Source organism: Streptomyces sp. NPDC031466 (assembly GCF_055581265.1).
The window spans coordinates 407223-424237 of the sequence record NZ_JBVIJT010000003.1 but is presented as its reverse complement, the minus strand read 5'-3'; the positions used below and the strand labels follow the sequence as shown (position 1 = coordinate 424237).

13 protein-coding genes are annotated in these 17015 nt (G+C 71.2%); 9 read left to right on the top strand and 4 right to left on the bottom strand.

All coding sequences use genetic code 11. The features are described from left to right. The first annotated feature begins 254 nt into the window (after positions 1 to 254). The 4 genes from ACZ5GP_RS07875 (at position 255) to ACZ5GP_RS07860 (ending at position 6200) form a co-directional block, all read left to right on the top strand. Positions 255 to 1898, top strand: coding sequence for an ABC-F family ATP-binding cassette domain-containing protein (locus tag ACZ5GP_RS07875; RefSeq protein ID WP_468749958.1), 1644 nt, complete (start codon positions 255 to 257; stop codon positions 1896 to 1898). A gap of 10 nt (positions 1899 to 1908) precedes the next feature. Next, a complete protein-coding gene (locus tag ACZ5GP_RS07870) occupies positions 1909 to 4257 on the top strand; it encodes an ATP-binding cassette domain-containing protein (RefSeq protein ID WP_468749957.1) in 2349 nt (782 codons plus the stop codon). Beyond that, positions 4257 to 5069 carry a dimethylargininase gene (gene ddaH / locus ACZ5GP_RS07865; RefSeq protein ID WP_468750162.1) on the top strand — a complete coding sequence of 271 codons (813 nt, stop codon included), beginning with the start codon at positions 4257 to 4259 and terminating at the stop codon, positions 5067 to 5069. Before ACZ5GP_RS07870 ends, ddaH begins: the two co-directional genes overlap by 1 nt. A 159-nt stretch (positions 5070 to 5228) precedes the next feature. Continuing rightward, complete coding sequence (locus ACZ5GP_RS07860) at positions 5229 to 6200, top strand: acyl-ACP desaturase (protein WP_358698244.1); 972 nt, start codon at positions 5229 to 5231, stop codon at positions 6198 to 6200. A 39-nt stretch (positions 6201 to 6239) separates the two neighbouring features. Here the strand turns inward: ACZ5GP_RS07860 and ACZ5GP_RS07855 are convergent, their stop codons facing one another. Together ACZ5GP_RS07855 and ACZ5GP_RS07850 are read right to left on the bottom strand one after the other, a co-directional pair. Then, entirely contained in the window at positions 6240 to 6506 is a 267-nt protein-coding gene (locus tag ACZ5GP_RS07855) for a WhiB family transcriptional regulator (RefSeq protein WP_468749956.1), read from the bottom strand. 96 nt (positions 6507 to 6602) lie between these two features. Continuing rightward, entirely contained in the window at positions 6603 to 7400 is a 798-nt protein-coding gene (locus ACZ5GP_RS07850; RefSeq protein ID WP_468749955.1) for a VOC family protein, read from the bottom strand. A 220-nt stretch (positions 7401 to 7620) separates the two neighbouring features. Here ACZ5GP_RS07850 and ACZ5GP_RS07845 point away from each other — a divergent pair, with 220 nt between their 5' ends. From ACZ5GP_RS07845 to ACZ5GP_RS07835, 3 genes are all read left to right on the top strand, one after another. Then, complete coding sequence (locus ACZ5GP_RS07845) at positions 7621 to 8865, top strand: glycoside hydrolase family 64 protein (RefSeq protein ID WP_468749954.1); 1245 nt, start codon at positions 7621 to 7623, stop codon at positions 8863 to 8865. A gap of 97 nt (positions 8866 to 8962) precedes the next feature. Further along, positions 8963 to 9850, top strand: a complete 888-nt coding sequence (locus ACZ5GP_RS07840) for a LysR family transcriptional regulator (RefSeq protein ID WP_468749953.1) — start codon at positions 8963 to 8965, stop codon at positions 9848 to 9850. 95 nt (positions 9851 to 9945) lie between these two features. Then, complete coding sequence (locus ACZ5GP_RS07835; RefSeq protein WP_468749952.1) at positions 9946 to 11505, top strand: AMP-binding protein; 1560 nt, start codon at positions 9946 to 9948, stop codon at positions 11503 to 11505. Between the two features lie 134 nt (positions 11506 to 11639). Here the strand turns inward: ACZ5GP_RS07835 and ACZ5GP_RS07830 are convergent, their stop codons facing one another. Together ACZ5GP_RS07830 and ligD are read right to left on the bottom strand one after the other, a co-directional pair. Then, on the bottom strand, positions 11640 to 12671 hold the full coding sequence (locus ACZ5GP_RS07830; protein WP_468749951.1) for a LacI family DNA-binding transcriptional regulator: 1032 nt from the start codon (positions 12669 to 12671) through the stop codon (positions 11640 to 11642). 186 nt (positions 12672 to 12857) lie between these two features. Continuing rightward, the gene (ligD, locus tag ACZ5GP_RS07825) at positions 12858 to 13898 is read right to left on the bottom strand and encodes a non-homologous end-joining DNA ligase (protein WP_468749950.1); all 1041 of its coding nucleotides are present in this window, start codon (positions 13896 to 13898) and stop codon (positions 12858 to 12860) included. 73 nt (positions 13899 to 13971) lie between these two features. Here ligD and ACZ5GP_RS07820 point away from each other — a divergent pair, with 73 nt between their 5' ends. Next, positions 13972 to 15042 carry an ATP-dependent DNA ligase gene (locus ACZ5GP_RS07820; RefSeq protein ID WP_468749949.1) on the top strand — a complete coding sequence of 357 codons (1071 nt, stop codon included), beginning with the start codon at positions 13972 to 13974 and terminating at the stop codon, positions 15040 to 15042. Positions 15043 to 15207: 165 nt separating this feature from the next. Then, entirely contained in the window at positions 15208 to 16998 is a 1791-nt protein-coding gene (locus tag ACZ5GP_RS07815) for a hydroxysqualene dehydroxylase (protein WP_468749948.1), read from the top strand. The last annotated feature ends 17 nt before the right edge of the window (positions 16999 to 17015 follow it).

Genomic DNA, 17015 nt, shown 5'->3' with positions numbered 1-17015 from the left:
AGGGGCCCGTGGGGGTTCCTACCGTGTACAGCGGATCTGTTGCCGTCGATAGGAGAAGGACGTTGCTCGTCTGAGGTCATGAGACACCGCGTCACGCAGCCTTCGCTGCCGTGTACGCCGCGTGCGACCTCGGCATTCGAGCCGTCCCGTCCCCCCGGCACAGGCCTTTTCCCGTTCTTCGGCCTCCACTCCCGCCGCGGTGTCTCGAACGCGTTGCCCCTGACCGCGCTCCACCACGCAACCGCGAGGCCCGTATGTCTTCTTCCCCCACCTCTCTCAGCTGCTCGTCGCTCACCTTCGCCTGGGCCGACGGGACCAGCGTCTTCGAAGGCCTCCAGGTGGCCTTCGGCCCCGGCCGTACCGGGCTCATCGGCGCCAACGGCTCCGGAAAGTCAACGCTGTTGAAGCTGCTGGCCGGCGAGTTGACCCCCACCGACGGCACCGTCAAGGCCGTCGGCGAGGTCGGTCACCTGCCGCAGAACGTCACGCTCGACACCGCGCTGCGCGTCGACGAGGTGCTGGGCATCGCCGCGACGCGCGCCGCCCTGCACGCCATCGAGGCGGGTGACGCGAGCGAGGAACACTTCACGGCCGTCGGCGACGACTGGGACGTCGAGGAGCGGGCCCGCGCCACCCTCGACCAGCTCGGGCTCGGCCACATCGGCCTCGACCGCACCACGGGCGAGGTCTCGGGCGGCGAGTCGGTGCTGCTGCGCCTGGCCGCGCTGCTGCTGCGCCGACCCGATGTCCTGCTGCTGGACGAGCCGACCAACAACCTGGACCTGTACGCCCGTCGGCGCCTTTACGCGGCCGTCGAGGCCTGGTCCGGGATCCTGGTCGTGGTCAGCCACGACCGTGAACTCCTCGAACTGGTCGACCAGATCGCCGATCTGCGTGACGGCGCGGTCAGTTGGTACGGGGGCGGCTACAGCGCGTACGAAGCGGCTCTCGCCGGTGAACAGGAGGCGGCGGAGCGCATGGTGCGCGTCGCCGAGTCGGACCTGCGCAAGCAGAAGCGCGATCTGGCCGACGCCCAGGTGAAGTTGTCCCGCCGCAAGCGCTACGGGCAGAAGATCCAGGAGAGCAGGAGCCAGCCGAAGATCCTGATGGGCGCCCGCAAGCGTGCCGCCCAGGAGTCCGCGGGCAAGCATCGCGTCATGCACGAGGAGAAGCTCGCCGAGGCCAAGGAGCGCCTCGACGAGGCCGTGGAAGCGGTGCGGGACGACGACGAGATCCGCGTCGACCTGCCGCACACCCTGGTCCACCCGGGCCGCACGGTCCTCACCCTGAGCGGCCTGGAACTGCGCTACGGAGCCCGGGTCCAGGGCGAGTTCGAATTGCGCGGGCCCGAGCGGATCGCGCTGATCGGCCGCAACGGCGCGGGCAAGACGACACTGCTGCGCACCGTCGCGGGCGAGCTGGAAGCGGTCGCCGGCGAGGCGCGGGCGCATGTCCCGATGCGCTTCCTGCCGCAACGGCTCGACGTTCTCGACGACGACCTGACCGTCGCCGAGAACGTGGCCGCGTACGCCCCCGAGGCGACCAGGAACCGCGTCCGGGCACGGCTGGCCCGGTTCCTGTTCAAGGGCGCCAAGGCCGACCAGCGGGCGGCGACCCTCTCCGGCGGCGAGCGGTTTCGCGCGGCGCTCGCGGCACTGCTGCTCGCCGAGCCGGCACCCCAGCTGCTCATGCTCGACGAGCCGACGAACAACCTCGACATGGCCAGCGTGCGGCAGCTCTCGACGGCTCTGGAGTCGTATCAGGGCGCACTGATCGTGGCCAGTCACGACCTGGCGTTCCTGGAGTCCATCGGCATCACGCGGTGGCTCCTGCTCGACGGGGAGCTGACGGAAATCACCCAGGAAAAGAAGACAGAAGCTGTCGGCTATTTTGACTAGCTTCACGTATATGCACCAGCACACACGGAACCACACCCCCCAGGACAGGCAGCCGGGCGCGCACCAGCACATCACCATCTCCGGAGCCCGGGAGAACAACCTCAAGGAGGTGGACCTGCGCATCCCGAAGGGCCGCCTCACGGTCTTCACGGGGGTGTCGGGGTCCGGGAAGTCGTCGGTCGTCTTCGACACGATCGCGGTCGAGTCCCAGCGGCAGCTGAACGAGACCTTCACCTGGTTCGTCCGCAACCGGCTGCCGAAGTACGAGCGGCCGCACGCGGACGCCATCGAGGACCTCTCACCCGCGATCGTCGTCGACCAGAGGCCGATCGGCGGCAACTCCCGCTCCACCGTGGGCACGATGACGGACGTCTACTCCGTGATCAGGGTGCTCTTCTCCCGGTACGGCACGCCGAGTGCGGGCCCGGCGACGGCGTACTCCTTCAACGACCCGTCGGGCATGTGTCCCGCGTGCGACGGGCTCGGCCGGACCGTACGGCCCGACTACGACCGCATCATCGACCCCACCAGGTCCCTGGCGGACGGCGCGATCCTCTTCCCGCCGTTCGCCGCCGGGACCTGGCACGGCCAGACGTACACCAACACCCCCGACCTGGACACGCGCAAGCCGGTCGGCGAATTCACCGACGCCGAGCGGGAGTTCCTGCTGCGCGGCGGACGAGGGGCAGGCGGACGGAAGAAGGTCAGCGTCGACAACACCGGCGGCGCCCGGGACATCGACTACGAGGGCCTGGCCGACCGCTTCGAGCGGCTCTACCTCAACCGGGACCTCTCCTCCCTCGCCCAGAAGACCCGGGACATGGTGCGGGGCTTCCTCCACGAGGGCCCCTGCCCGGCCTGCCGGGGCGCCCGGCTCAACCCCGCCGCGCTCGCCACCCGGATCAACGGCCTCGGCATCGCGGACTGTGTCCGGATGGAGGTCACCGACCTCGTCCGCGAGCTGGGGCGCGTCCACGACCCGGTGGCCGGCCCCGTCGCCGCGGCGGCCGTGGCGGCCCTGGAGCGGATCGAGGCGATCGGCCTCGGCTACCTCAGCCTGGACCGCGAGACGTCGACCCTCTCCGGCGGCGAGGGGCAGCGGCTGAAGATGGTGCGCCACCTCGGCTCCAGCCTCACCGGCATGACGTACATCTTCGACGAACCGAGTGTCGGCCTGCACCCGCGCGACGTGGGGCGCCTCAACGACCTGCTGCTGCGGCTGCGCGACAAGGGCAACACCGTCCTGGTGGTCGAGCACGACCCGGACGTGATCGCGGTCGCCGACCACGTGGTCGACATGGGGCCGGCGGCCGGCGCCGACGGCGGCCTGGTCGTCTTCGAGGGCACGCCCGACGAGCTGCGCGGGGCGGACACCCTGACCGGCCGCCACCTGCGCCGTGTCAGGGGCGTCAAGGACAAGCCGCGCGAGGCGACCGGCGGCCTCTGGATCAGGGGCGCCGATCTGCACAACCTCAAGAACGTCAGCGTGCGGATGCCGACCGGGGTGCTCACCGCGGTCACCGGCGTCGCCGGGTCCGGCAAGAGCACGCTGGTGTCGAAGGCGTTCACCGGTGCCCACCGAGACGCCGTGGTCGTCGACCAGTCCTCCATCGGCATCTCGGGCCGCTCGACCCCGGCGACCTACCTCGGGATCATGGACACCGTACGAGGACTCTTCGCGCGGGAGACGGGCGCGAAGGCGAGCCTGTTCAGCTTCAACTCCCATGGCGCGTGCGAGCGTTGCCGGGGGCGCGGGATCATCTACAGTGATCTCGCGTTCATGGACCCGGTGACCACGACCTGCGAGGCGTGCGAGGGCCGCCGCTTCAAGGAGGAGGTGCTGCGCCTGACCGTCGACGGCCGCTCCGTCGTGGACGTCCTGGAGATGACCGCCGAGCGGGCGCTCGACTTCTTCGCGCGCTTCGAGGACCGGGCGGTACGCCGACGCCTCGGCGCCCTGCGGGACGTGGGGCTCACCTACCTCACCCTCGGCCAGCCGCTCAGCACCCTGTCCGGCGGCGAGCGCCAGCGCATCAAGCTGGCCACGCAGCTGCACCGCACCGGCACCACGTACGTCCTGGACGAGCCGACCACCGGTCTGCACATGGCCGACGTGGACGGACTCCTCGCGCTGCTGGACCGGCTCGTCGACACCGGGAACACCGTCGTCGTGGTCGAGCACAACCTCGACGTCGTCAAGCACGCGGACTGGGTGATCGACCTCGGCCCCGGCGGCGGCAAGCACGGGGGGCGGGTCGTCTTCGAGGGCACCCCGGCGGAGCTGCTGCGGGCACGCGGGTCGTTCACGGCGGATCACCTCCGAGGCGCTCTGGGCCCGGACGGGGAGCGCGCTGCATGATGTGCGGCAACGCCCGCCCCCATGAGGAGTACCCCGTGCACACCAAGAAGGCCCTGATCCGCCGCCCCGGCCCGCGCCTCGCCGAAGGACTGCTCACCCACCTGGAGCGCACCCCGGTCGACGTGGAGCTGGCCCTTCGGCAGTGGGAGGGCTATGTCGCGGCACTGAATGCCCACGGCTGGCAGACGCTGGAGGTGGCGCCCGCCGACGACTGCCCCGACGCCGTGTTCGTGGAGGACACGGTGGTGGTGTTCCGGAACGTGGCGCTGGTCGCCCGGCCGGGAGCCGAGGCGCGGCGGGGCGAGACCGCCGGCGTGGAGGAGGCCGTGGTCCGGCTCGGCTGCTCGGTGAACCGGGTCCGTGAGCCGGGCACGCTCGACGGCGGCGACATCCTCAAGATCGGCGACACGCTCTACGTGGGGCGGGGCGGCCGGACCAACGCGGAGGGGGTGCGGCAGCTGCGGGCCGCCTTCGAACCGCTCGGCGCCCGTGTGGTGGCCGTCCCGGTCGCGAAGGTCCTGCACCTGAAGTCGGCGGTGACGGCCCTGCCCGACGGGACCGTGATCGGGTACGGGCCGCTGGTCGACAGCCCCTCGCTCTTCGCGCCCTTCCGGCCGGTGCCGGAGGAGCCGGGTGCGCACGTGGTGCTGCTCGGGGGTGGGAAGCTGCTGATGGCGGCGAGCGCGCCGAAGAGCGCGGAGCTTTTCGCGGATCTCGGCTTTGACCCGGTTTTGGTGGACATCAGCGAATTCGAGAAGCTGGAAGGCTGTGTGACGTGCCTCTCAGTTCGGCTCCGCGAACTGTACGTCTGAGCCGCGTTGGGCCCTCAGTTGCGGGGGAGACGGGTGGAGAGGGCGGGCTCGCGGCCTCTTTACGGAGGGTTTAACCTACGGCAACGTAACCTACGACACCGTAGGTAGTGCCCCGCTCGCACTGCCCGTAAGCAATCCCCGCCCCCGTATGGAGCACACGTGACGATCACCTCTCCCCACCTCGCCGGCTCGGACAACTGGACCGATGCCCGGCTCCTCCACGCGCTGGAGGAAGTGGTCGAGCAGGAACTGAACCGCCACCTGAAGGTGGCCAAGGACTGGATGCCGCACGAGTACGTGCCGTTCTCCGACGCCCGCAACTTCCCCGGCCTCTTCGAGGACGGCGAGGCGTGGGAGAAGAGCCAGTCCCCCGTCACCGACATCGGGCGCATCGCCCTGGTGGTCAACCTGCTCACCGAGGACAACCTCCCCAGCTACCACCACGAGATCGCCTCCCTCTTCGGCCGGGACGGCGCCTGGGGCACCTGGGTGCACCGCTGGACGGCCGAGGAGGGCCGGCACGGCATCGTGATGCGCGACTACCTCCTCGCCTCGCGCGCCGTCGACCCGGACCAGCTGGAGCGGTTCCGGATGTCCCACATGAGCGAGGGCTTCGAGTCGGACAACCGCCACTCGATGCTGCACTCGGTCGCCTACGTGGCCTTCCAGGAGCTGGCGACCCGCATCTCGCACCGCAACACCGGCCACCAGTCCGGTGACCCGGTCTGCGACCGCATGCTGGCGCGCATCGCCACCGACGAGAACCTCCACATGGTCTTCTACCGCAACCTCCTGAAGGCCGCCTTCGAGCTGGCCCCCGACCTGACGATGCAGGCCGTGCGGGACGTGGTGGTCGACTTCCGCATGCCGGGCCACGGCATTCCCGGCTTCGAGCGGGCCGCCGCCCAGATGGCCATCGGCGAGGTCTACAACCTGCGTATCCACCACGACGACGTGCTCCAGCCGGTGCTGCGCCACCTGAAGGTCCTGGAGATCGACGGCCTCGGCCCCCAGGGCCTGAAGGCCCAGGAGGAGCTGGGCTTCTTCATGGGCGGGCTCGACGCCGAGGCGTCCAAGTTCGACGAGCGGCTCGCGGCGCGCAAGGCGCGCATGGCGGCGCGGGGGGCCTGACGCCCCGCACGCGCGGTGGCGTGCGCCGGACCGGCCGCGTCACCGCGCCCCGGTCCGCGCACCGGCCGGCACGCGCCTGAGGGCGAACCGCTCCTTCTCGGAGAGGCCGCCCCAGACGCCGAACCGCTCGTCGTGGGCGAGTGCGTACTCCAGGCAGGCCGGGCGCATCTCGCACATCCGGCAGATGTCCTTCGCCTCCCGCACCGAGCTGCCCGGCTCGGGGAAGAAGAAGTCCGCTCCGGTCTGCGCGCACAGCGCCTGCTCCTGCCAGGCGAGTTCGGGCTGGGCCATCGTGTCGATCTGCATGGCCACGATGGTGCCCCGGCGCGCGAAACAAACGATCAACGAACGATCAACGCGCCGCCGGCCGGCGTTTCCCCGCTGCTCTGGTGCCCCGCTCGGCTACGACGCCATCGGCTCGCCGGGAGGGGCCGGCTGGAGCACCGCGAACCGCGCGCCCGCCGGATCCGCGAACTTGGCGAAGCGGCCCACGCCCGCCATCTCCACCGTGTCCATCCGCACCGTGCCGCCCTCCCGCCGGACCTTGGCGACCGCGCCGTCGCAGTCGTCCACCTGGAAGTACGGCAGCCAGTACGCCCCGGACTCGGCGGGGTCGTCGTCGAGGGACGCGATGCCGCCGAACATGTCGTCCGGGGTGCCGTCGGCGGGGTGCACCATCGTGTACGTGCCCGCGGGGGACTCCATCGCGGTGGTCCGCCAGCCGAACACCGAGCCGTAGAACGACGTGGCCGCGGAGGCGTCCGGCGTATACAGCTCCGTCCAGACGAGACCGCCCGGCTCGTTCAGCACGTCGAGTCCCTTGATCTGCCCCTGCTGCCAGACCGAGAAGGGCACACCCGCCGGGTCGGTGAAGCCCGCCATGCGGCCGAGGTCGAGGACGTCCACGGCTCCGTGGAGCGTGCCGCCGCCGGCCTGCTCGACCTGCTTCGCCGTGGCGTCCGCGTCCGGCGTGCAAAAGTACAGCGTCCAGGCCGGTGGGGCCTCGTCCGCGGGCATGGCCATGGCGCCGGCGGCGGTCCCGCCGGAGAGCTGGAACTGGCTGTAACCCCCTACTTCCTCGCCGCCCCGCTGGAGCTCCCAGCCGAACAACTCGCGGTAGAAGGCGCTGACGCCGTCCAGGTCGGGGGCGCACATGTCCACCCAGACCGGGGCGCCCGCGGCAAAACGGGAACTGAGCATGATCGACTCCTTCGTCGGATCTCTCCGCCGTCTCCTTCGAGTCTGGCACCCCCCACTGACAACGCGCCTGTCGTCACCTCCTGGAGGCGCGACCCTTTTGAGAGCGCTCTCAGTCATAACTCTTGACGCCGCAACCACCCGCCACGACAGTGGTGCACCACCCCCACGCACACGGTTCGAGCACCTCCCCCGTAGCCCCCCACCGCGCAGGAGACCTTCCGTGATCTCGCGTCGTACGTTCCTGACCACCACCACCGCCGCCGGCGCCGCGGGCGCCCTCATCCATCCCGGCCGGGCGGGCGCTCTCGGCCCGCGCGCCCAGGCGGTCGGCAAGGCCGCGCCCGCAACCTGCGAACTCGCCCTGCGGAACAAGTCGCTCCCCGGGCGCGTGCACGCCTACGTCACCGGCCATGAGCAGGGCACCGGCCGCTGGGTGCTGCTCAGGCCCGACGGCGGCGTGTACCGCCCCGACTCGCCGCCCGCGCCACAGACGCCGCTGCCCGTCGACTGCGCCATCCCCCTCGGCGCCGCCGGTTCGGCGCCCAGAGTGCTGACGCTGCCGCAGATGTACGGCGCCCGCGTCTACTTCGTGCGCGACGCCAAGCTGGACTTCTTCCTCAACCCCGGGCCCGCACTGGTCGAGCCAGCCTTCGCGACGCCCGCGGACCCCAACTACGGCCGCACCTGGTCGTTCTGCGAATTCACCTTCAACCCCCAGCAGTTGTACGCCAACATCAGCTATGTCGACCTCGTCACCGCGCTGCCCATCGGCCTGACCCTCCAGGGCGATGCCACGCACACCGTCGCCCCGCTCCCCGACGGGGCCGTCGACAAGATCGCCGCGGACCTCACGGCGCAGGCGGCGAGGGACGGGCAGCCGTGGGACGACCTGGTCATCAGGGGTGCCGGCGGCGGCGTCCTGCGGGTGATCTCACCGCAGAACCTCATGGCGCCCTACTTCGACCGGCCCGACCAGATGCCCTTCCGCGACGTCTGGAACGCCTACATCGACCGGGTGTGGGACAAGTACCGCTCCACGGACCTACAGATCGACCTCCAGGGCGGCCGCGGCGTGTTCACCGGGCGCGTCAGTGGCGACGTACTGACGTTCAACGGCGGCCACTCCTTCGCCAGGCCGACGTCGAAGGACATCTTCACCTGCAATCACGGCCCCTTCGCCAACAATCCGGGCGACCCGGACGACAAGAAGGGCCTCCTCGCGCGGCTCGCGGCCGGGTTCAACCGCAGCATCATGCTGACCCATCCCGCGCAGCCGGGCGGCGCGACCGCCGCCGACTACTACCGGGGCGAGGTGACCAACCACTGGTCACGGGTGGTGCACGCCAACTCCCCCATCGGCTACGCCTTTCCCTACGACGACGTGCGGCCCGACGGGCAGCCGGACGTCTCGGGTGCCGCGAACGACGGCAACCCTCGGCGGTTCACGGTGAGCGTGGGGTCCTGAAGAACAATGGGGTCCTGAAGAACAAGGCGAGCGGGCGCCGCCGACGACATGCCCCGCGTCCGGAGGATCCGCACGGGGACGGGACGAGACTGTCCCCATGGACCTTCTCTCACTGCGCTGCTTCCAAGCCGTGGCCCGCCATCAGCACATCAGCCGCGCCGCACAGGAATTGCGCGTCGCCCAGCCGTCGGTGAGCCGCACGATCAGTCGGCTGGAGTCGGAACTCGGGGTCCTGCTGTTCGATCGACACGGCCGCCGGATTCGGCTCAACGAGCACGGCGCGGCGTTCCTGCGACGGGTCGACCGGGCCACGGCCGAACTGGACGACGCGCGGCGCGAGATGGCGGATGCCGCCGGCGCCGGCCTCGGGCGGGTCGCCATCGCCGCGGAGACGTTGATGCAACTGGCTGAGGTGCTGGCCGCCTTCCGGGCGCACAGTCCCGGCGTGCAGGTGCGCCTGCTCCAGGCCTCGGCGCAGTCGATGCGGCGCCATCTGGCCGCCGCGGAGGTGGACTTCGCCCTCGCGTCGCAGCCGCTGGCCGGGCCGGGCCTGGACACGGTGACGCTGCTGCGGGAGGAGGTGTTCCTCGCCGTGCCGTACGGTCACCGCCTGGCGGGTCGGGAGCACGTCACGGTGTCCGAACTGGCCGAGGAGGAGTTCGTCAGTACGCGCGCCGGCCATTGGCAACGCGTGCTTCTGGAGGCGTTGTTCGCCCGTGAGGGCCTGCAACCGCAGGTGAGCTGTGAGGGCGACGAAGCCGCGGCCACCCCGAGGCTCATCGCGACCGGTCTCGGCATCGGCCTGATGCCCGCCGTCGCACGACGTGCCATGAGCGCACACGAGGCCGTGGCCTGGGCGCGCCTCGACACCCCGGACGCCCACCGCACACTCAGCCTCGTGTGGCGGCGGGACGCCTACCTCTCGCCGGCGGCCGGGACGTTCCGCCGACTGGCCGTCGACCACTTCATGCCTCCCTCGTCATGAACACATGACACAACTGGTCGTGGAAGGCATGAACGGAAGTCTCTAGCGTCGGGTTCGCCCACCGGACCCCTGATCCCTCGAACGGGAGCGCTGAAATGTCACGGCATCACGGAGCACCGATCCCCTTCACCAGTTACGTCGAGGCCGTCCTCGCCACCTTGTCCACCGCCCCGCGGCGCACCGTCCTCACGGACGCGGAGGGGCGCACGACCAGTGGCGGCGACTTCCGCGACCAGGTGTACAGGCTGGCGGCGGAACTGCGACAGCGTGGGGCGGTCGTGGGCACCACGGTCGCCCTGCTCACCGGCAACACCGTGGAAGCCCTGGCCGCCCGCTACGCGGCCAACCTCGCCGGCGCACGGGTGGTCTGCCTGTACGACGGCATGAGCGCACCGACCATGGCGAGCATCGTGACCAGCGCCGACTGCCACATGCTCCTGGCGGACACGCGGCAGCGGCACCTGGCGGAGGAACTGCGGCAGGAGCCGCTGCCATCGGCGCACGGGTTCCCCATGCTGTTCCTGGGGCCGGGCACGGACGGCGAGGACGTCCTGGCTCAGGCCCTGCGGCACCCGGCGCGGCCACTGCCGTCTCCGGTGGGTCCGGACGACGACTGGCGCATCGGCTACACCGGAGGCACCACCGGAGTGCCGAAGGGCATCCGCATGACGCACGGCCCCCATCGCAGCGGGATCGAGGACCGGCTCACGGACGCCGGTGACCCGCCGCGATTCCTGGCCTGCACTCCCCTGGCCCATCTGGCGGGGCTCCTGGCCGACCGCACCCTCCACCAGGGCGGATCGGTGGTACTGCGCCACAGTTTCGATGCCGCCGACGTACTGGCCACCATCGAGCGCGAACGCATCACCCACACCTGGCTGTTGCCGCCGCTGCTGTACCAACTCCTCGACCATCCGGCGCTGAGCGGCACCGACCTGTCGAGCCTGGGGCGCATCACCTACGGTGGCACCGCTGCCTCTCCTGCCCGGCTACGCCAGGCGGCAGCGGCTCTCGGCCCCGTGCTGTACGGCTGGTACGGGCAGGCCGAGGCCCAGCACATCACCGAAACGGGCCCCGACGAACAGGAGACGACCGGGCCTGACGGACAGCTGACCGTCGGCAGAGCCCTGCCGGGCGTACACATCGAGGTCCGCGACGCCGACGGCGTCCCACTCCCCACCGGGAGCCGCGGTGAGGTAGTCGTCCGCTCCCCCTACGCGATGCAGGGCTACTGGAAACAGCCCGAACTCACCGCCCAGGTACTGCGCGACGGATGGGTACACACCGGTGACGTCGGCTATCTGGACGACAAGGGATATCTCTACATCGTGGACCGGATCAAGGAGATGATCGTGGTCGTCGGCGGCCACGTCTACCCGGCCGAGTTGGAGGAGTTGCTGCTGAGTCACCCCGCCGTCGCCCAGTGCACCGTCTTCGGCGACCGGGACGACGAAGCAGTCGAGCACGTTCACGCCGCCGTGGTGCCCACTGCCGGACACGAGCCCGACCTGGCGGAGATCCGTGAGTTCGTCACCGCCCGCAAAGGCCGGCTGTACGCTCCCGAAGCTCTCCACGTGCTGCCCGCCCTCCCCCTGACGGCGGTGGGCAAACCCGACCGGCAGCGTCTGCGCGCGCAACTGGGAACCCGTCCTTGAACTCCGGCGGTGTGGGCGGATCGGGTCCCTCGGTGACCCGGATCCTGAGCCGTGCGGGCATTGCTCCTTGCCCGTGCAGGCCGGAGAGCCACTGAGGCGCGTGACGAGATCAGCGGGGTTGCAAGGATGTGCGCTCAGGCCGAAGCCCTGCGCACCAACGCGGTCGGCAGGACCACACCGGCGGGCTCGGCGGCCGGCTCCTCACCTTCCCTGCCGCGCAGCAGCATCCGGGTCATCAACCGACCCATTCCCTCGATGTCCTGACGGACCGTCGTCAGCGGCGGCTCGGTCTGTTCGGCCACCGGCAGCATGTCGTCGAAGCCGACCAGCGCGACATCGTCCGGCACCCTTCGGCCACGCTCCCGCAACACCCGCAGGGCGCCGGACGCGGACAGGTCGTTGGCCGCGAAGACCGCGTCCAACTCAGGCACTCGATCCAACAGTTCGCGCATGGCGTGTTCTCCGCCCGCGGGCGTGAAGTCCCCCTCGGCGATCAGCCGCGGGTCCGCCTCGCCGAGGACGTCTCGGTAGCCGTCGAGCCGGTCGACCGCGGAGGTCTGGTCGAGGGGGCCGGTGATGTGCGCGACGCGGCCGCGGCCGAGGCCCACCAGGTGCCGCACCGCCTCGCGCGCGCCGCCGCGGTTGTCGCTGTCGACGTACGAGGCGCTCGGCTCGCCCGGTGCCGGCTGGGGCCAGCCGGGGCGCCCGCCGAACACGGTCGGCACCCCGGCGCGCCGGATGATGCCGGGCAGCGGGTCGTCGAGGTGCAGCGAGAAGGCGAGGGCACCGTCCACGTGCCCGCCCGCGAGATAGCGGCCGACCCGTTCGTGGTCGTCGCGCCCCTCGGTGAGCAGCAGCACGAGCTGCACGTCGTGCTCCGTCAGTTCCTTGCTGATGCCGCGTAGTTGGAGCGCGAAGAACGGATCGGCGAAGACCCGTGTCTCCGGTTCGGCGATCACCACGGCGACGGCGTCGTGGCGCCGGGTGACCAGGCTGCGGGCGGCGCGGTTGGGGACGTAGCCGAGTTCGTCGACCGCGTGCCGCACCTTCTCGGCGAGCCTCTCCCGCACTCCCGGGTCGCCGTTGACGACTCGGGAGACGGTGGCCCTGGAGACCCCGGCGCGGGCGGCCACGGCCTCCAGGGTGGGACGCGGTTCCTCGGTCACCTTCGCTCACTCCTCCCTGACGGTGTCAGGGAGCATCCTCGCGCATGGGCCCGGCCGTCATCCCGGCGAGGGGGTTCGCGTCCGGCGCGTCCGGACCGGTGCCGGACACCGGCACGCCGGCCCGTGGATCGTCGGGCCACTGCCGCACGGCAGGTACGTACCCGCCGGACCGGACCCGACCGGGGTCTACTCCCCCTGCCCGTCCCGCTTCGCCCGGCTCGGCTGTACGCGCTTGGGCTCGCCCGGCATCTTCGGGTACTCCGGCGGGTAGGGCAGGTCGCCGAGCGCATGGTCCCGCTCGTCCTTGTCGGCGAGGTCCAGCAGGGCCCGGAGGGAGAAGGCCCGCTCCTCCATACGGGCGTGGACGTCGCCGGCCTTCGCGAAGCGTTCGGGCATGGTGGCGATGTCGAAGTCCTCGGGCGTCGCGTCGTCCACCTCGTCCCAGCGCAGCGGCGCGGAGACCGGTGCGTGCGGGCGGGCGCGGATCGAGTAGGCGGAGGCGATGGTGCGGTCTCTGGCCGTCTGGTTGTAGTCGACGAAGATCCGGGGGCCGCGCTCCTCCTTCCACCACGCCGTGGTCACCTGATCCGGCATCCGGCGCTCCAGCTCCCGCCCGCAGGCGATCGCCGCGCGCCGCACCTGGGTGAAGGTCCAGCGCGGCTCGATGGGCACGAACACGTGCATGCCGCGCCCGCCGGACGTCTTGGGCCAGCCGACCAGGCCGCCGAACTCATCGAGTACGGCGCGCAGTTCGTGGGCGGCGCGCACCGCGTCGGCGTAGTCGGTGCCGGGCTGCGGATCGAGGTCGATGCGCAGTTCGTCGGGGTGGTCGAGGTCGTCGCGCCGGACCGGCCAGGGGTGGAAGGTGAGGGTGTTGTACTGCGCCGCCCAGATGACGGCGGCCACCTCCGTGGGGCACATCTCGTCGGCGGTGCGGCCGCTGGGGAAGGTGATGGTGGCGGTGGGGATCCAGTCGGGATGGTTCTTCGGGGCCCGCTTCTGGTAGAAGAACTCGCCGGCCGCCCCGTCCGGGTAGCGCTGGAGGGTGGTGGGCCGGTTCCGGAGCGCGCGCAGGATGCCGGGGCCGACGGCGACGAGGTACCGGGCGACGTCCAGCTTGGTGAAGCCCCGCTCGGGGAAGACCACCCGGTCGGGGCTGGACAGGCGTACCGTCCGCTCCCCCGTGTCGATCTCGACGGCCGCGCTCTTGCCCTTGGCTTCACCCATGGAGCCACGCTAAACGGCGCGGACATTCGCCGCACACCGGGCGGTATGGAGCGGATCGCCGCAGAATCGGAGCATGGACCTGCCGGTGATGCCCCCCGTGAAGCCCATGCTCGCCAAGCCCGTGGCGAAGATCCCGCCCGGGATGCAGTACGAGGCCAAGTGGGACGGTTTTCGCGCGATCGTCTTCCGGGACGGGGGCGACATCGAGATCGGCAGCCGTACGGGCAAGCCCCTCACCCGCTACTTCCCCGAGCTGGTCGAGGCGCTGCGGGAGCGCCTGCCGGGGCGCTGCGTGATCGACGGCGAGATCGTCATCGCCAGGGACGGTCACCTGGACTTCGACGCGCTCACCGAGCGCATCCATCCGGCGGCCTCGCGGGTCGCGACGCTGGCCGAGCGCACACCTGCCTCCTTCGTCGCCTTCGACCTGCTGGCCCTCGCGGAGGAGTCCCTCCTCGCCACTCCCCTGGCCGAACGCCGCGAACGTCTGGTCACGGCCCTGGCCGGGGTGAGCGCGCCCGTCCATGTGGCGCCGGCGACCACGGACACGGAGGTGGCGCTGCGCTGGTTCGAGCAGTACGAGGGCGCGGGTCTCGACGGTGTCGTCGCCAAGCCGCTCGATCTGCTCTACCGCCAGGACGAACGCGTCATGTTCAAGGTCAAGCACGAGCGCACCGCGGACTGCGTGGTCGCCGGCTACCGCTTCCACAAGAGCGGCCCCGTCGTCGGCTCGCTCCTCCTCGGCCTGTACGACGGCGCCGGGGCCCTGCAGCACGTGGGCGTCGCGGCGGCGTTCACCATGAAGCGGCGGGCGGAACTCGTCGAGGAGCTGGAGCCACTGCGGATGGGGACCGCCGAGGGGCATCCCTGGGCGGCCTGGGGGGACGAGGCGGCGCACGAGACGGCGCGGCTGCCGGGGGCGCCGAGCCGCTGGTCGGGGAAGAAGGACCTGTCGTGGGTCCCGGTGCGCCCGGAGCGGGTCTGCGAGGTGGCGTACGACCACATGGAGGGCGGGCGGCGCTTTCGCCACACGGCGCGCTTTCGCACCTGGCGCCCCGACCGTGACCCGCTGAGCTGCACGTACGCCCAGCTGGAGGAGCCGGTGCGCTACTCCCTCACCGATGTCCTCGGGCCCCCGGCCTGACGAGCGCCGCGGTGCCCCGGCGCCTTGACCACACCGACAGGCGGTGCCCCGGCGCCGTAATCACGCCAATGTTCGGCGCGGCACCCCGGCATCTTCCGCCTCATGCGCCGCGCCCCTATGCTCCTGCGCCTGACACGTCAGTTACCGACGGTAAGGGGGGCGGGCATGGGGCGCTGTGGTGCCGGGGGAAGCACGCGAAGAGGGTTCGTCGCGGGGGCGGCGGCGGTCGGCGGAGCGGCAGCGCTGGGCGTGGGAGCGGGCGCCCTGCCCGCGGCGGCCGCCGCGCCTGACGCGCCGCAACAGCAGTCCGTGGCCGTCCTCGGCGGCGGTGTCGCCGGGCTGACGGCCGCTCACGAGCTGGCCGAGCGCGGCTTCGCCGTCACGGTGTACGAACGCAGGGCACTCGGCGGCAAGGCCCGCAGCATGGACGTACCCGACAGCGCGAAGGGCAACCGAAGGCCGCTGCCCGGTGAGCACGGCTTCCGCTTCATCCCGGGGATCTACCACAACCTCCCCGACACGATGCGCCGCATCCCCTTCCCCGGCAACGCCAACGGCGTGTGGGACAACCTCGTGGCACCGCGCGAGATGGCGTTCGCGCGCACCGGCCGCGAGGACATCCGCATGCCGATCCCGTGGCCGGGCCACGAACCCGAGAAGCTCACCCTCGACGACATCGCGCGGGCGCTCAGCGCGCTGCTCGACACCGCGTTCCACCTGCCGGCCCACGAGGTCGCGTACTTCGTGAACCGCGCCCTGGTCTACCTCACCAGCTGCGACGAGCGCCGCGACGACCACTGGGAGGCGACGCCCTGGTGGGACTTCGTGCGCGCCGAGAGGATGTCGAAGGACTATCAGCGGATCCTCGCGATCGGCGTCACCCGCAACATCGTGGCGACGAAGGCCGAGGAGGCGAGCACCCGCACGGTGGGCACCCTCGGCGAGGCCTTCGTCCTCAACGCCCTCGGCCGAGGCGCGGACGGCCCGCCCGACCGGCTCCTGAACGCACCCACCAACGAGGCCTGGATCCACCCGTGGGTGACGCATCTGGAGTCGCTCGGCGTGCGGTTCCGCATCGGCTGGACCGTGCGGGAGCTGGCGTTCGGCGGCGGCCGCGTCACCAAGACGGTGATCGAGGACCCCGACGGCGTACGGCGTGACATCACCGCCGACCACTACGTGCAGGCCATGCCGGTGGAGCACGCGCGCAGGACGTGGAGCGCCGCGATGAAGGCGGCGGACCCGCAGTTGGCGCGCTGCGACAAGCTGCAGACCGATTGGATGACGGGCATCCAGTTCTATCTGACCGAGCGCCCGCCGCTCGTGAAGGGCCACTTCAACTGCATCGACTCCCCCTGGTCGCTGACCGGTATCGCGCAGGCGGCCCACTGGCCCGCGCGCGACTTCCCCGCCGACTACGGCGACGGAGTCGCGGTCGACTGCCTGTCGGTGGACATCTCCGAGTGGGACAAGCCGGGCGTGCTGTACGGAAAGACGGCCAAGCAGTGCACGCGCGAGGAGGTCGCCAAGGAGGTGTGGGCGCAGCTCAAGGCCGCGCTGAACGACACCGGCAGGACGGTCCTGAGCGACGGCAAGCTGCACTCGTGGTTCCTCGACCCGGGCGTCGACGGCCTCGGCACGCCGAACCCCACCAACGAGGACCAGCTCCTCATCCACCCGGTCGGCACCCTGCACAACCGGCCCTCGGCCGCGACGAGGATCCCCAACCTCTTCCTCTCCGGCGACTACGTGTCCGTGGACATCGACCTGGCCACGATGGAGGGCGCCAACGCCTCCGCCCGGCAGGCGGTCAACGCGCTTCTGGAGCGGGTGGGTTCCGACCACACGCCGTGCACGGTGACGCCGCTCTTCCGCCCCCCGGCGATCGAGTCGGCCAAGCGCCACGACCGCGTCCGCTACCGGCTCGGTCTGCGCAACGCCCTCGATCTGGGGTGAGCGCGGAGGGCATGCCC

Coding starts and splice junctions, on each gene's coding strand:
- ACZ5GP_RS07855 (WP_468749956.1), bottom strand. CDS start 6,506: ATGCAGATCGACACGATGGCCCAGCCCGAACTCGCCTGGCAGGAGCAG.
- ligD (WP_468749950.1), bottom strand. CDS start 13,898: ATGGGTGAAGCCAAGGGCAAGAGCGCGGCCGTCGAGATCGACACGGGG.
- ACZ5GP_RS07870 (WP_468749957.1), top strand. CDS start 1,909: ATGCACCAGCACACACGGAACCACACCCCCCAGGACAGGCAGCCGGGC.
- ddaH (WP_468750162.1), top strand. CDS start 4,257: ATGTGCGGCAACGCCCGCCCCCATGAGGAGTACCCCGTGCACACCAAG.
- ACZ5GP_RS07840 (WP_468749953.1), top strand. CDS start 8,963: ATGGACCTTCTCTCACTGCGCTGCTTCCAAGCCGTGGCCCGCCATCAG.
- ACZ5GP_RS07820 (WP_468749949.1), top strand. CDS start 13,972: ATGGACCTGCCGGTGATGCCCCCCGTGAAGCCCATGCTCGCCAAGCCC.
- ACZ5GP_RS07835 (WP_468749952.1), top strand. CDS start 9,946: ATGTCACGGCATCACGGAGCACCGATCCCCTTCACCAGTTACGTCGAG.
- ACZ5GP_RS07875 (WP_468749958.1), top strand. CDS start 255: ATGTCTTCTTCCCCCACCTCTCTCAGCTGCTCGTCGCTCACCTTCGCC.
- ACZ5GP_RS07815 (WP_468749948.1), top strand. CDS start 15,208: ATGGGGCGCTGTGGTGCCGGGGGAAGCACGCGAAGAGGGTTCGTCGCG.
- ACZ5GP_RS07850 (WP_468749955.1), bottom strand. CDS start 7,400: ATGCTCAGTTCCCGTTTTGCCGCGGGCGCCCCGGTCTGGGTGGACATG.